Raw genomic sequence first — 13,905 nt, 5'->3', positions numbered from 1 at the left:
GGGTCTTACCGATATACGGATTCGGTTTCAAACAGACCTTCCGCTAAGGGGGCGAACGGTTCATCCACCTCGGACATCGCCAATTGATTGGTCAGATTGGACATTACTTTGACCCCAATATTGGTAATCACTTCAATGGCCTGTGCCTTATTGTATCCTACTGATAGGAAACCTTCCAATACCTTGTCGGAAACCCTTCCCTTATTCTGATAAACGTCAAGCGTAAAGGAACGGAGCGCATCGAATTTTTCGCTTGGAATGGTACCCTTGTTCCTAATGGCCTCAAGGTCCTTTTCGTCCGACCCAAAGAAAGCACCACCCGCCATCTGGTGGGCAGACACACAGTATCTACACTGGTTCTCAACGGCTATGGACATTTGCACGATGTTATGTTCCTCCGGTGTAAGAAGCCCATACTGGGTCAATTGGATCTGGCTGAGCCAATAGGACCTCAAAGCCGCCGGAGCAGCGCTCAACACCTTTGTAAGGTTTGGCACAAAACCAAAATTCTCCTTATACCAGTCAAACACTTCCTTTACCTCTTCCGGCTCATTGGATGCTTCATCCATTTTAAAACCTCTGATTGTTTCTTTCATCGTTGTTATTTCGCAAATGTTACCTCGTAATCCTTTCTGATTTCCTTGATTTTCTTGTTGAAAGGGGTCACCTGTTCCCCAGTCTCCACATAGTGCTTCAATCCTTTTAGGTTGTTGGCCAAGGTCTTTTTGAAGCTTCCCTTCATCATACCGGTCATAAATGCGGGTTTTCCGCGGAACTGCATGAGATAGGAGGCCGTGGAGGTTCCATTGCCGTTGTCCTTTACACGGTAATAGGCCTGGGTGTTGTCTGCATCCAATGGAAACTTGGCCCCGTCCAGAATAATGTTCCGCATTTCCATTTTTTTCTCATCAATGTCCGCTATCCTTTCGTGTACCCATCGGGTGCCATTGGCATTGAGATTACATTTTCGCTCGGCCCCTTTAACACCGGATAGGGAACCGTTCTCGTAATTGGCGGCATAGATATAGGGAGACCAATTGGATATGGCCCCATAGTCCTGTACCATCGCCTTCCAAACCTTTTCGGCCGGGGCGTCGATGTCGATTGCCACTTCTACCGATTTGTACTTCTTGTCCATATTCTGGGCCGAAATGGTGAGCCCCACGGTCATGAACAACATTAAAGCAAGTGTTCTTTTCATGATTTCTTTAAATAGATTTTAGTTAATACATTTTTGTTTCACCTTTTCGATACATGGATGAAGGAGGTGTTACAGAACTAGGCCGCCTTTTTGGAGAGTTTTAACAGTTCCTTTTCCTTTTCGGGACTTGGGATGCCCTTTTCCACGTAGTGTTTGAAGTCTTTGATGACGCCCTCAATGGTCTTGTTGAGCTTCATTTTCATCATTGGGCCCATAAGAATTCCCATAATCCCCTTGGTCTCCATTTTTAGGTGCATGCTGACCTTGGTCCCGTTGCCAAGTTCCTCAAGTTTCCATGTATTGATGGCAGAGGAAATGAAACCGGGAAAACCTTTCACGACCTCGTAGGACAGCACATGGTTGTTGGTATCGAACATTCGGATCTCTTCCTGTATGGTTCCGAAACCAGGCACTTCACAAGTACGGTTGTTACAGCTGGCCCCCTCGAAAGTGGGCTCCCCATATCCCTTTGAATGGTCCAGGCCCCTTGCCCATTTATAGGCATTGCTGAACTGGTTTCCAAGAACGTCCCAAGCCTCCTCGATAGGTTTATCCACCACTATCTCTTTGAATATTTCCATAGGTTTAAAATTTATTGTTGTCCCTTTGATGCAAAGAGTGACCATGTGTTACAAAACAAAAACCCGAAGAAAACATCTTCGGGCCTTTATTTGAATTCTGAGATAAATCAGTTGAGTTCAAAAAAATCAAGGAGTTCCTTATCCCCCAGTATCTCATCCAAAACAGTCGTGCTGTCAAAATTGTCTTTGGCAGGAACGTCACGCAATAGCTTCAAGTGCTTATCGTCCACGATATCTGCGACCAGGTCAAGGTTCTCTTCCACATAGTCAGCGACCTTTTTACGATAGCCGACATTGAACATGTGCTTATCATCGGTCAAATATCCCCTTTGGTGCATGGTCTTGGTCTTTTTGGCACATCGACATGGGTTTTTGGGATTCATGAGCCCGCATTTGTCCTGCATAAAGTTGATGATGTCCTTTCTGGCCCTGTGGAGTTTTATTCTGTAATTCTGCTTGGAAAGATTAAATATCTCGGCACCGATATTATGATCGACACCGAAGGTCTCCCCCACAATGAACAACAACCGTTGCTCCCGGGTCAGGCACATGATCATTCCCGAAAGACACCTGTAGCGCAATTCCTTTATTTTCTCCTCAAGATCCCTTTCCTCCTGCTCGCTAACGACGGTGTTCTCGATGGAATCCAATCGTTCCGCTTGGTCCTCGAAGTTGGTAAACTGTTTTTCCCCCCTCCTTCGTTTGGACTGTAGGAACTCGTTGAACACGATACGGTACAGCCATGTTCTGAACTGGCTCTCAAACTTGAACTGTGACAGTTTGGTGATCACCTTGATGAGGGCCTCTTGAGTGAGATCCTCCGCGTCCATAGGGTCAAAGGTGAATTTCCAGGCGACATTGTAGATGTAGGGCCGATGTAATTTTATCAATTCGTTCAAGGCATACTTATCACCCTTCAAGGATGCTCTGACCAATTCAATGTTCTGGTTTTCTGAATAGTTTTCACCTAGTGGACTCATAATATTCTTTAAAATTTAGATGCATTTTGGACCGAGGTGTTACAAAAGTGTATTCCATTGCACTATTTCATTTTCTTGGGACAACCTAAATCGGTCATATCATCGCTTTTGACATTCACTTTAAGATAGAAAAAATTTAAGACCGAGGAGCAAAGTTCCATCGAATTTGTAACACCATACCGAAATTGGAATCAAAGCGGTAAACATAATATTTAATAAAAACCAAAATTATGAAATTGACAACGTATTTAGCCATGGCCGCTATCCTGCTCATGGGCTGCAAAAAATCTGAAAAGAACGGTGATATGGAACAGGACATGGATATGAATGAACCAAGCACCGAAGTTTATTCCATAGGAGAGGATGCCCGGTTGACGCAGACCCTTATCATTGATGCTGGTGCGGACCGGGTATGGGGTTTGTTGCGAGAACTGGATGATGTGGACAAATATTCCTCAAACGTTGCCAAGGTGGAATTTACTGGAAATAAAGGCGTAGGTGGGGAAAGGGTCTGTACCTCACCTGATGGAAAAGGGTTCTTCAAGGAAAAGATCGTGGCCTTTGATGACAGGTTCCGAACTTACTCCTATTCCTTGGTGGAAGGGGTTCCGGTGCAGGGAATGGTAAACACCTTTAAGGTGGCGAACCTTGGCTACGGCAAAAGTGCGCTCATATGGTCGTCAAACTTTGAACAGTTCATGGAAAACCCCAATATGACCGAAGATGAGTTCATGGCCTTCATGGAATCGGCATCCAAAGAGACCCTGCAAAAAATAGGTGAGGCCGCCACTTCCACTCCAATGTAAGGACATGCTGATGGGTACGAGGTTGTTGACCGTTTTACCATTCTTTCTGTTATTGGGCTTCTGGACCTCACTTGGAGCCCAACAGCAGGATTGGACATCATTGCACAGTGAGGTCCTGGGGCTATTGGTTGACGTGAAGATTTACGGTGCAGGTTCCAATAGGAGTGAAAAGCCCATTGTCTACCTGACGGATGGTAAAAAGTTGCTCGATAATGGAGCCATGGATACGATATTGGACCTCACACGGAAGGGCATGATCCCTGAGGCGACCTATGTGCTGGTGAGTACCATCAATAGGGCATCGGAAAAGGACCTGCGCAACCAGTTCTTCTTCTGCAATCCGGATTATCTGAGGTTTTTCGAGACCGAACTTATTCCCTTTTCAGAAGCCAAACATGGGGGCCTTCGGACTCCTTCCGAAAGAAGCCTGGTGGGCATTTCCTTTGGTGGGCTGAACGCCGCCTATTTTTCGGCCATGACCGACCTTTTTGGAAACTACGCCCTGCTCTCGCCCGTGACCTATCCCTGTAAAGATGTGATTGCCGATATATCCTTTTCGGCGAGTAAGGAACTAAAAATTGTCCTCTCCACGGGCAAGAACGATGCGGAGCGATATGTGGACGAACTGGAAGGGATATACAAATCAAAGGGCCATACACTTTCTACCATTGAGACCAACGGGCAACATGATTTTGAGAACTGGAACGGACAATGGAAGCATGTATTGGGCTTCCTGCTCACGAAATAAAGGGCTCAGATTGAAGGGGATATTTACAATTCCCTTAAAATTTATAAGAAGTGGAATATTTGACCGGGGCCCATGTTCAAGGCCCAAAACATTTGGTCCGAATCGGGATAAGGGAAATCCTCCAGTTGTACGTCAGCTCGGGTAAAATCAAAAGATTTTCCTTTGATGATTCCTTTAGTACCTGCAAAGCAAGGTTAGCGACTCCCATGTTTTTCAACATATCTGCAAAGCTGTTCATAATAATCAAAATATCGGAAAACAGATCCATTGTCCAGGGAGTCAGGGTTACGGTTTTCTTGGCCAATGGGAATTCAAGGAAAAAACATGGTTTTGTCAATCGTGTATATCAAAATATTTACTGCTTTTTTTTAAGACCGTTCGCAAATATCTGGTTGCGGGACTTAAATGCCAGGTTGGAAAAGTATAAGGGGATAGGTAAAATCCCTTGATAGGAAAATAATCAATTAATGACTAATAAAAGTCTACAACAGCGTTGCTAAAATGGCCAAATCAATTTTGTTCCTTCCAGATATTTCGGGTTTTACAGAGTTTGTGGAAGAGACCGAGGTAAATCATAGCCAGCATGTGATAGCAGAACTTTTGGAAATCTTGATCGAGTCGAACATCGCCGAGATGGAACTGGCCGAGATAGAAGGGGATGCCCTTTTCTTCTATTCCGAAGAATCGATACCCTCCCAGGAAATCCTACTTGCCCAAATCACCAGTATGTTCACCGCGTTCTATAGCCACCTTGACCTTTTCAGGGAAAATAGGATATGCCCATGCAATGCCTGTGCTAAGGCCCCTGACCTTAAACTCAAGATCATTGCGCATTGTGGGGAGGTCGAACATATTGTCGTGAAGGGAAAACGCAAGCCCTTTGGCAGAAAGGTCATTGAGGCCCACCGGCTCCTGAAGAACACGGTTAAAGGTGACAGCTATGCATTGCTCACGAAGGAATTGGCTCAGGAAGTGGACCTGTCGTTTTATTATTTCAGCAAGATTTTTCATTTCAAGGAGGGTGAAAATAAATATGACGGTAAGAACTTGGAATATATTTATTCGTTCATTGATCCCCTGAAACTGAATCTAAAACCTGTTCCCATGGTAAAAACTCTTGTGCCGGACAAAAAGCCCAACATTCACTTGCATAAGCGAATGAACCGTTCGGCGGCAAAACTACATTCGTTGATCACGGACTTTTCCATTCGCCCACAATGGGTAAAAGGGGTGGACCGGTTTGTTTTTGATGGGAACGAGGTAAATCGGATGGGTACACAGCACCTTTGTGTAATTAATGGGAAAAATCTAAGTTTCACCACCATCAAAAAAGCGGTAGAACCTTCGCAGTTGGTCTATGGTGAGCATACAACCGACGCCAGCCCTTTCAAAAGGTACTACCAGATTTATATCATCACCCCGATATCCGATATTCACTGCAAGCTTGAGGTAGAGGTATATTGGACCATGAAATGGTCCATTTTTGGTCGGATACTGGAACCTTTGGTAAAAAGAAAAGTGAGAGAAAACATTTCGGAATCTCTGGAACTCTTGGATGGCATTTAATCCAATGGAAAAAGGATATTCGATTATTGGGATTGAAGTATATCAAAATCTGTCAAATTAGAAACAAAGATTTATATTGACCCTTTATGGTACATTTTTTAACAAATAAAGGAAGGGATTTATCACATGTCCAATTCAGGAATCATATTAGCGGCTTCTTTCATTTTCCGATGCAAAAATTGGCAAAAATATTCCCCAAGAGATCGTCCGAAGAGATTTCGCCGGTTATCTCGCCAAAATGGTATAGAGCCTGACGGATATCAATGGCCAGTAAATCCCCCGAGATTCCACTTTCCATACCCTCTTGTACCTTCTCCACTTCCTCTAAGGCTTTTAAAAGGGCATTGTAATGGCGGGTATTGGTCACAATGGTCTCATTGTTGCGCAGTGCACCGGTATTTACAAATTCCAAAAGTCTAGATTTCAATGCCTCAACACCAACGCCCCTTTTGGCGGAAAGCAGGAGTACATCCTCATTCTCAGTTTTGATGTGGTCAATACGTTCCGCATCCAGCAAATCCTTTTTGTTGGCCACCACTACCAAAGGTGTCCCAGGGTACTTGTTCCGCAATTTTTCGATTTCCAACTTAAAACGTGTACCCTGTGCATCGAATTTTACTGCTTCTATGAGGTACAGGATAACTTGGGCCGCCTCTATCTTTTCAAATGTCCGTTGAATACCCATACCTTCTACCACGTCCTGGGTCTGCCGTATCCCTGCCGTATCGATGAAGCGGAAACCAATCCCACCAATATTGATTTCGTCCTCAACGGTATCCCGGGTAGTACCGGGAATTTCCGAGACCAAAGCCCTGTCCTCGTTTAACAATGCATTTAAGAGGGTAGATTTCCCTACATTCGGTTCACCTACGATAGCAACCGGAATGCCATTTTTTATGACGTTGCCTACCGCGAACGAATCGATCAAACGTTTTAGGACCCGCTGGATTCTACCCAACAAATCCTTGAATTGTTCCCTATTGGCAAATTCTACATCTTCCTCCGCGAAATCCAATTCCAATTCTACCAAGGAAGCAAAATGCAATAACTCTTCCCGTAGCCTTTTGATTTCATTGCTAAAGCCACCACGCATTTGCTGTATGGCAATTTGATGGCTGGCCTCATTCTCGGAGGAAATAAGATCGGCAACGGCTTCGGCCTGGCTAAGGTCCATTTTTCCATTCAAAAAGGCGCGCAGGGTAAATTCCCCGGCCTCTGCCATTCTACAGCCCTTTCTTATGAACAATTGAAGGATTTCCTGTTGGATATATGGTGAACCATGACACGAAATCTCGATAACATCTTCCCCGGTATAGGAATGTGGATTCCTAAAAAGGGATACCAAGACTTCATCCAGCACCCTTTCCCCATCCATGACATGCCCCAAATGGATACTATGGCTCTTCTGTTTTGCCAAGTCTTTTTTGGAAACGGAGCGGAACTGTTTTGCGGATAGGGCAATGGATTCTGGTCCCGAAATACGGATTACCGCTATGGCCCCGGCTCCTGAAGGTGTTGCCAGAGCTACTATGGTGTCGTGATATGGCATCAATTCAATTTCTTGCAAAAATAGTTAAAATGGAGCAGGAGATACAGCAATCTGAACGATTGGAAACCTATCCGGTCCAAGGACCAACGAAGCTTTGAGTTTGTAACGAAAATGCATTTTTGGCGTCACATAGGTACATCAATCAAAAAAATCAAAAAAAAATGGAAATCGTTAATCAAAAAGCAGCTTTACGGAGTGATAACTCTCTACTGGCCATCACACATTTGTCACAGTTACTCACCTATGTTACCGGTTTTGGAGGGCTGATAGTGCCGCTCTTTATCTGGTTGACCTCAAAGGATAAGGTCATTGGGATGGATGAGCACGGCAAATCCATCATTAATTTTCAATTGAGCATCATTCTTTATATTATCCTTAGCATTCCGGCTATCCTATTATTCGGATTGGGAATACTGTCGCTCATATTCGTTGGAATAGTGAGTTTCGTATTGCCTATAGTCAATGCCATAAGGGCGAGTAATGGGGAATCCCCGAGTTACTTTATGACCATTCGGTTTTTTTCGTGATACCCTATGTATTGAAGGAAAAAGGTCCTTGGAATTTCAAAGCACCTTTTATGTACTTGTAAAAACTAACTATTAAGCATTACGGGCATTACCAACATGGTGATGTTTTCTCCCTCGTCCAGCCCGTCCACCGGGGTAAGTATCCCAGCACGGTTAGGGAGGCTCATTTCCAGGGAAACGTCATCCGAATTAAGGCTATTCAACATTTCGGTTAGAAAACGGGAGTTAAATCCTATTTGCATATCATCACCTTGATAGGAACAGGTAAGCCGTTCCTCGGCCTTGTTGCTGTAATCAATATCCTCGGCGGATATATTCAATTCGGCCCCGGCAATCTTTAACCTAATTTGGTGTGTCGTCTTATTGGAAAATATGGAAACCCTGCGAACGGAACTCAAAAATTGATTTCTGGAGATGGTCAATTTATTGGGATTTTCCTTGGGTATTACCGCTTCGTAATTTGGATACTTACCATCGATCAACCTACATATCAATTCCGTATCCTCAAAACTGAATTTGGCATTGCTATCGTTATATTCTATGGTTACCTCGGATTCACTTCCCGATAAAATCCCCTTTAAGAGGTTTAAGGGTTTCTTGGGCATAATGAATTCCGCTACCTGGGACGCGGAAACATCGGAACGTTGATACTTCACTAGTTTATGGGCATCCGTGGCGACGAAAGTAAGATTCTCCGATGAAAATTGGAAGAATACGCCGCTCATTACAGGTCGCAAATCATCATTTCCGGCAGCAAATATGGTCTTGGTGATCGCAGTGGCCAAAATATCGCCCATGACCACGGTTGAGCTGGGATTTGCCAATTCTACCGCTTTTGGAAATTCGGCCCCATCTGCATAGGCCAAGGCGTACTTACCGTGATTGGAGCTGATCTCAACGGTATTGTTATCCTCTACGATAAAGGTCAAAGGTTGTTCTGGAAAGGTCTTTAAGGTTTCAAGTAGCAATCGCGCAGGGACGGCGATGGTGCCCTCATTTTCTGAATCTACCTGTAATTTGGAACTCATGGTAGTTTCCAAATCGGAGGCCGAGACCGTCAATTCATTTTGTTTTAGGTCAAAGAGAAAATTATCCAAGATAGGAAGGGTATTACTATTATTGATCACTCCGCCCAACACCTGTAGGTGTTTTAATAAATAAGTGCTGGATACTATAAATTTCATTCGCTGCTTTTTTACTTTTAGACCATACCCTTAGCGATGCTTATCGGGAAAATACTTCCCGGCCCTATTTAAATGGGGCCAACATCGACCAATGGCAATCAAACAAAGATATTTTAAATGTATTTTTTACCGAAACAAACTTATTAACATCTAGGAGCCGTATTTTCGTCTTCTCCAGTAATTGAAAACAAGACCAAAAATTAAGGTCAGGAGTATGGGAACACCTATATTTATTAGCTGCCATTTCGTTTTTTCCGCTGCTATTTTTTGGGCATCTAACAAAGGAATAGCTACTTTCTTGCTTCGGATGTTTATAAGTCCGGTATCATCCAATAAGTAATTAAAGGCATTGACTAAAAATTCCTTGTTGCCATAAAAATTATTGGTCCATTTGTCATATCCCAATTCCAGAGGCCTACCATTTCGCAATTGATTTTTTATCAAGTCTCCATCGGCTATTACCAGCATTTTATTTTCATTTCCTTGTTCCAGGGCTCCCTTCAGTGTAACCGGTTTTATACGATTGGCAAAGGCAGATTTAAACTTCCCATGGATCAGAACGGCCAGTGCCTTATTTCCGTCGTTATATAAATCTTTGTTCGGGGGGGCGTTTAAAACATCCAGGCTTATTTGCTTAGGGGTACCTTCCATTCTGGAAAGGGGCGAACTACGATAGAGTATAGTTTTTGTATTGGAGTTGGACAAGGTATCCATGGCATTGGCAAACTGGAATCGTAGGGCTTCTAAATTGTGGGTAATCGGATGATTGTTTTGAGAGAAAACCATTGGGTTATAGTACCAGGGCACCGGATCGTATTGGGAGTTATTACCCTCTCCACTGGCCAAAACAATTTGGGTAAAATACAGATCATTGATCAAAACGGGGTTTATGCGGACACCATAGCTAAAAAAGAAGTCGTTAAGATTTAAATCCCGGGGTAGGGCCATAGCCGTACCGCTTTCATTGAAGAGACTATCCAGTTCCATGGCCACCTGGTCAATGAGCCAAACCGACTTTCCGCCATTGACAATAAATTGGTCTAAGATATATTTTTCCGCATCGGAAAAGGCCTCTGTTGGTTTGGCAATTAGCGCTAAATCGTATTGCTTAAGGTCATCCAATGTTTTTTGCGGATTTGAGGTCACCGAATCCAACGTAATAGCCCCCAAATTATAATAGTCCCGGATCGTGGTTAGGAAATCCGCCATGTAGATATCCTCCAGTTCGCCATTTCCTTTAATGACTGCAATCCGCTTTTTCTCCTTTAATGTAATCTTGGTAAAGGCGTCAGCGAAGGCATATTCCAAGTGCTGTACGGAATTATTGATGCGATCTTCGGTAGTGGCTCCCAGCCTATTTTTTAGCAGGGGCACTTTTACCGTCGCATTTCTATAATTCACCATGGCCCAAGGAAAAACAATATCCTGGGAAAAGGATGCATTATCCTCCATGGTAACCCGGGTGGGGGTGAGCCCCAGGGACTGGAGGTCGGTGATGACACCATCAACTTGCTCTTCTCCCTCCAAGGGATTTACAAAATTAAACTTTAGATTGGGGTTTTCTTCCGCAAATTCCTCCAATAGGGATCTTGTTTCGGTTTGTAGCTTTAAAAACTCGGGAGTGAGGTTACCTTCCAAAAGAATATCCACGATTACAGGGCTTTCAAAATGGCTTACGGTATTGATCGAAGGTTGGGATAGGGTATACCTCCCATCTTCCGTAAGATCTAAACGGATATAGAACAAGCTGGCAACAAGGTTTAGGGCTATGACAAGGATAATTCCCTTTATAATGGATGTAGCACCTTTTCTCATTATCGTTTTCCGTACTTAAGTTGAATTACAATCATACCTAGGAAGAACCCCGTAAGGCTAATGAAATAAATCAAATCCCTACTATCCAGGACCCCTCTGGCCACGCTTTCAAAATGGGCTTTCATGCCCAATTCCTTAATAAAAAGCCCCAACCTGCTATCAGGAATCAGGGTAGCCAAAGCTTCAAAACCATAGTACATAAAAAAGCATAATACCGTAGAGAGCATAAAGGCCATGATCTGATTTTCGTTCAGGACCGAGGTAAACAAGCCAATGGCGTTGTAAGTCGCCGCCAAAAATAAAAGGCCTATATATGACCCATAGACCAATCCTAAATCCAGATTCCCAGGGGTAACCCCCAATTGTGAGATGGTATGTACATAGAGGAAGGTTGGCAATAAAGTGGTGAGCACCAAAGCAAAGGTTCCCAAAAACTTTCCCATAACCAGTTGCCAATGGGTTATGGGTTTAATGAGTTGTAGTTCCAAGGTGCCCAATTTCTTTTCTTCGGAGAAACTTCGCATCGTCAGAGCCGGAATCAACAACAAAAATATCCAGGGAGCCAAAAGAAAAAAGTTTCCCAAATCCGCAAAGCCATAGTCAAAAATATTGAAGGGGCCTTGGAAGACCCATAGGAAAAGACCATTGAGTAAAAAGAACAATCCAATGACCAGATAACCTATGGAAGAGGTAAAGAAGGATTGTATTTCTCTTTTAAAAATTGCCAACATATGTCTAGGTCATCCCATTTTTTTAGATAAGCTCCATGCTTCCGGTTTTGCATCGAAAAGGACCTTGGTCTTGTTCCAAGTCTCCCTAAAAAGATTGGATTGTCTATAGTCGTCCAAGCACTTGGCATCTTCCCAATGACTCTGGGTGAAAAAAACGGCGGGATTATCCATGTCTTGATAAAGTTCCAACAATGTACAACCTTTGAAAGCCTGAATTTTTTGTCGGGTTTCGGCAAAAATCCGCTCAAAACTAGCAATATTTTCTTTTTTGAAAGTCAATTTTACAATGCGTACCAACATTTAGAGAAAATTAATGGTTATGGTATCCCTATAATCCAATCCCAAAAGGGTAGAGGCTCCTCCTACAGTGCTGAGGTTACTTTTGTAAATGGCCAGTTCAATATACCCGGCCGAATTAAAGATGGCCAGCAAATCCCCTGCACCTTTGCGCCTGTTTTTATCAAGATTAAAATTTATGATGTCGCTATAATTATCATGGATGTCCTTTAGCTTTGTGGTTCTGGCTTGGATTTCAAAATCCCTTCCCTTTTTGTACCCCAAAAAAAACTTTTTATGGATGTTTGTAACTACGTTCCCGTAATTATCAATATAGATTACACTACCCATAATTTTTTTGCCATCCTCACTTGTCCTTGGTGAAAAATCCCGTAATTCCTTGAGTTGCCCAAACGGTTTGCCCACTACCTCCAAAGTGCCTCCACGAGCAATATGACAAGCCACTTGAACCAAGACATCCAAAGTAGGGAACGGGCCCGAAGTTAGATTGGGTAGTTGTATCTCTACGGCTTTTTCTGGCCTCATCTCAGAAGTGATAAGACCGATTACCCCAGTATTCGCAGTTACGAAATAATGCCCATCCACCAAGACCGCAATATGCTGGTTTTCTTGGGTGGGTTCTGCATCCACCCCAACAATGTGAATGCTCCCTTCAGGAAAATTTCTGTAGGAGTTTGCCAGGATATAGGCGCACTCCTGAATATTGAAAGGGCTTATTTGGTGCGAAATATCAACAATTATGGCATCCGGCAGTTCCTTGTAGATGGCACCCTTTAAGATACCGGAAAAATGGTCTTTTAGTCCAAAATCTGTAGTGAGGGTAATGATTGCCATGCAGCAATGTTGATATGTTTTTGGTTAGGCAAACTGAAATTTTACTTAAGTTTGTTGAGCAAAATTAAACAAAAAAACAGCCTTGCGAAATTATAATTTTTCTACCCTTAATTCTTTAAATACCACTAATTTTTGAACGAACTTATCCTAGAACTTACCGAAATAAGCCCCAGAGAGTTTTTTGGGCGGCAAAATGAAAATATAGACATATTAAAAAAGTATTTCCCTCAGTTGAAAATTGTGGCTAGGGGCAATAAGATCAAGGTTTACGGGGACGAAGAACGGCTTGAGGAGTTTGATCGGCGTTTTGACATGCTGGCCGCGCATTTTGCCAAATACAACAAATTGGACGAGAACGTGATTGAACGGGTGCTTACAAGCACTACCGAGGAAGATTACAAATCGTCGGATAAGAGTGGAGATGTTCTGGTACATGGTGTTAGCGGAAGACTTATCAAAGCGCAGACCGCAAACCAACGCAAATTGGTAGATGCGGTAAACGCAAATGATATGGTCTTTGCCATTGGTCCGGCCGGAACGGGTAAGACCTATACCGGGGTAGCCCTGGCCGTAAAGGCATTAAAAGAAAAGCAAGTAAAGCGCATTATCTTAACAAGGCCCGCCGTGGAGGCCGGTGAAAACCTGGGCTTTTTACCTGGGGACCTCAAGGAAAAACTAGATCCCTACATGCAGCCCTTATACGATGCCTTACGAGATATGATCCCCTCCGAAAAGCTGGCCCACTACCTTGAAAACGGTACCATACAAATTGCACCTATGGCCTTTATGCGGGGCCGTACACTGGACCATGCCTTTGTAATCCTGGACGAGGCCCAGAATACTACCCATGCCCAGATGAAAATGTTCCTCACCCGAATGGGCAAAAGCGCTAAGTTTTTGATAACGGGCGATCCGGGTCAGATAGATTTACCCCGTAGGGTGATTTCCGGTTTAAAGGAAGCCCTTCTTATTCTTAAGAATGTAAAGGGGATAGAAATGATATATCTGGACGACAAGGATGTTATCCGGCACAAATTGGTCAAGCAAGTAATAGAGGCCTACAAGAATATAGAACATCAGAATTAA

General features: G+C 43.5%; 15 protein-coding genes. 5 read left to right on the top strand and 10 right to left on the bottom strand.

What is annotated here, in order from left to right; genetic code table 11:
* Window positions 1-5: 5 nt before the first annotated feature.
* From Q0993_RS15340 to Q0993_RS15325, 4 genes are all read right to left on the bottom strand, one after another.
* The gene (locus tag Q0993_RS15340; RefSeq protein ID WP_299534614.1) at window positions 6-596 is read right to left on the bottom strand and encodes a hypothetical protein; all 591 of its coding nucleotides are present in this window, start codon (window positions 594-596) and stop codon (window positions 6-8) included.
* A gap of 5 nt (window positions 597-601) precedes the next feature.
* Window positions 602-1,201 (bottom strand): SRPBCC family protein, encoded by a 600-nt coding sequence (locus Q0993_RS15335; protein ID WP_299534612.1) that lies wholly within the window; start codon window positions 1,199-1,201, stop codon window positions 602-604.
* A 77-nt stretch (window positions 1,202-1,278) separates the two neighbouring features.
* Window positions 1,279-1,782, bottom strand: a complete 504-nt coding sequence (locus Q0993_RS15330) for an SRPBCC family protein (RefSeq protein WP_299534610.1) — start codon at window positions 1,780-1,782, stop codon at window positions 1,279-1,281.
* Window positions 1,783-1,889: 107 nt separating this feature from the next.
* A complete protein-coding gene (locus tag Q0993_RS15325; protein WP_299534608.1) occupies window positions 1,890-2,762 on the bottom strand; it encodes an RNA polymerase sigma factor in 873 nt (290 codons plus the stop codon).
* Between the two features lie 230 nt (window positions 2,763-2,992).
* Here Q0993_RS15325 and Q0993_RS15320 point away from each other — a divergent pair, with 230 nt between their 5' ends.
* The 3 genes from Q0993_RS15320 (at window position 2,993) to Q0993_RS15310 (ending at window position 5,882) form a co-directional block, all read left to right on the top strand.
* Window positions 2,993-3,568: an SRPBCC family protein gene (locus Q0993_RS15320; protein WP_299534605.1), complete on the top strand. Its 576-nt coding sequence runs from the start codon at window positions 2,993-2,995 to the stop codon at window positions 3,566-3,568.
* A 10-nt stretch (window positions 3,569-3,578) separates the two neighbouring features.
* Window positions 3,579-4,316: an alpha/beta hydrolase-fold protein gene (locus Q0993_RS15315; protein ID WP_299534601.1), complete on the top strand. Its 738-nt coding sequence runs from the start codon at window positions 3,579-3,581 to the stop codon at window positions 4,314-4,316.
* A 501-nt stretch (window positions 4,317-4,817) separates the two neighbouring features.
* Window positions 4,818-5,882 (top strand): DUF2652 domain-containing protein, encoded by a 1,065-nt coding sequence (locus Q0993_RS15310; RefSeq protein WP_299534597.1) that lies wholly within the window; start codon window positions 4,818-4,820, stop codon window positions 5,880-5,882.
* A 160-nt stretch (window positions 5,883-6,042) separates the two neighbouring features.
* On the opposite strand, the gene mnmE is transcribed toward Q0993_RS15310, so the two are convergent.
* The gene (mnmE, locus tag Q0993_RS15305) at window positions 6,043-7,431 is read right to left on the bottom strand and encodes a tRNA uridine-5-carboxymethylaminomethyl(34) synthesis GTPase MnmE (RefSeq protein WP_299534594.1); all 1,389 of its coding nucleotides are present in this window, start codon (window positions 7,429-7,431) and stop codon (window positions 6,043-6,045) included.
* A gap of 161 nt (window positions 7,432-7,592) precedes the next feature.
* Here mnmE and Q0993_RS15300 point away from each other — a divergent pair, with 161 nt between their 5' ends.
* Window positions 7,593-7,958 (top strand): DUF4870 domain-containing protein, encoded by a 366-nt coding sequence (locus Q0993_RS15300; RefSeq protein ID WP_299534591.1) that lies wholly within the window; start codon window positions 7,593-7,595, stop codon window positions 7,956-7,958.
* A gap of 65 nt (window positions 7,959-8,023) precedes the next feature.
* Here Q0993_RS15300 and dnaN read toward each other — a convergent pair whose 3' ends face one another.
* The 5 genes from dnaN to Q0993_RS15275 all read right to left on the bottom strand — a co-directional run bounded on the left by dnaN (window position 8,024) and on the right by Q0993_RS15275 (window position 12,819).
* Window positions 8,024-9,142, bottom strand: a complete 1,119-nt coding sequence (gene dnaN / locus Q0993_RS15295; protein WP_299534588.1) for a DNA polymerase III subunit beta — start codon at window positions 9,140-9,142, stop codon at window positions 8,024-8,026.
* A gap of 150 nt (window positions 9,143-9,292) precedes the next feature.
* Window positions 9,293-10,957, bottom strand: coding sequence for a gliding motility-associated ABC transporter substrate-binding protein GldG (gldG, locus tag Q0993_RS15290; RefSeq protein ID WP_299534585.1), 1,665 nt, complete (start codon window positions 10,955-10,957; stop codon window positions 9,293-9,295).
* Window positions 10,957-11,688: a gliding motility-associated ABC transporter permease subunit GldF gene (gene gldF / locus Q0993_RS15285; protein ID WP_299534583.1), complete on the bottom strand. Its 732-nt coding sequence runs from the start codon at window positions 11,686-11,688 to the stop codon at window positions 10,957-10,959. Before gldF ends, gldG begins: the two co-directional genes overlap by 1 nt.
* A gap of 9 nt (window positions 11,689-11,697) precedes the next feature.
* Window positions 11,698-11,988: an antibiotic biosynthesis monooxygenase gene (locus tag Q0993_RS15280; RefSeq protein ID WP_299534581.1), complete on the bottom strand. Its 291-nt coding sequence runs from the start codon at window positions 11,986-11,988 to the stop codon at window positions 11,698-11,700.
* Window positions 11,989-12,819, bottom strand: coding sequence for an SAM-dependent chlorinase/fluorinase (locus Q0993_RS15275; protein WP_299534579.1), 831 nt, complete (start codon window positions 12,817-12,819; stop codon window positions 11,989-11,991).
* Window positions 12,820-12,951: 132 nt separating this feature from the next.
* Here Q0993_RS15275 and Q0993_RS15270 point away from each other — a divergent pair, with 132 nt between their 5' ends.
* Window positions 12,952-13,905: a PhoH family protein gene (locus Q0993_RS15270; protein WP_299534577.1), complete on the top strand. Its 954-nt coding sequence runs from the start codon at window positions 12,952-12,954 to the stop codon at window positions 13,903-13,905.

Source organism: Ulvibacterium sp. (genome assembly GCF_028285715.1).
Classification (GTDB): domain Bacteria; phylum Bacteroidota; class Bacteroidia; order Flavobacteriales; family Flavobacteriaceae; genus Ulvibacterium.
The sequence above is the reverse complement of the archived record's forward strand: the minus strand, read 5'-3'. Positions and strand labels throughout refer to the sequence as shown.

Bases quoted from the DNA above. Each gene is read 5' to 3' on its own strand.
- Q0993_RS15330 (WP_299534610.1), bottom strand. From the start codon at position 1,782: ATGGAAATATTCAAAGAGATAGTGGTGGATAAACCTATCGAGGAGGCT.
- Q0993_RS15280 (WP_299534581.1), bottom strand. From the start codon at position 11,988: ATGTTGGTACGCATTGTAAAATTGACTTTCAAAAAAGAAAATATTGCT.
- Q0993_RS15340 (WP_299534614.1), bottom strand. From the start codon at position 596: ATGAAAGAAACAATCAGAGGTTTTAAAATGGATGAAGCATCCAATGAG.
- Q0993_RS15275 (WP_299534579.1), bottom strand. From the start codon at position 12,819: ATGGCAATCATTACCCTCACTACAGATTTTGGACTAAAAGACCATTTT.
- gldF (WP_299534583.1), bottom strand. From the start codon at position 11,688: ATGTTGGCAATTTTTAAAAGAGAAATACAATCCTTCTTTACCTCTTCC.
- Q0993_RS15320 (WP_299534605.1), top strand. From the start codon at position 2,993: ATGAAATTGACAACGTATTTAGCCATGGCCGCTATCCTGCTCATGGGC.
- Q0993_RS15325 (WP_299534608.1), bottom strand. From the start codon at position 2,762: ATGAGTCCACTAGGTGAAAACTATTCAGAAAACCAGAACATTGAATTG.
- Q0993_RS15300 (WP_299534591.1), top strand. From the start codon at position 7,593: ATGGAAATCGTTAATCAAAAAGCAGCTTTACGGAGTGATAACTCTCTA.
- dnaN (WP_299534588.1), bottom strand. From the start codon at position 9,142: ATGAAATTTATAGTATCCAGCACTTATTTATTAAAACACCTACAGGTG.
- gldG (WP_299534585.1), bottom strand. From the start codon at position 10,957: ATGAGAAAAGGTGCTACATCCATTATAAAGGGAATTATCCTTGTCATA.
- Q0993_RS15310 (WP_299534597.1), top strand. From the start codon at position 4,818: ATGGCCAAATCAATTTTGTTCCTTCCAGATATTTCGGGTTTTACAGAG.
- Q0993_RS15335 (WP_299534612.1), bottom strand. From the start codon at position 1,201: ATGAAAAGAACACTTGCTTTAATGTTGTTCATGACCGTGGGGCTCACC.
- mnmE (WP_299534594.1), bottom strand. From the start codon at position 7,431: ATGCCATATCACGACACCATAGTAGCTCTGGCAACACCTTCAGGAGCC.
- Q0993_RS15315 (WP_299534601.1), top strand. From the start codon at position 3,579: ATGGGTACGAGGTTGTTGACCGTTTTACCATTCTTTCTGTTATTGGGC.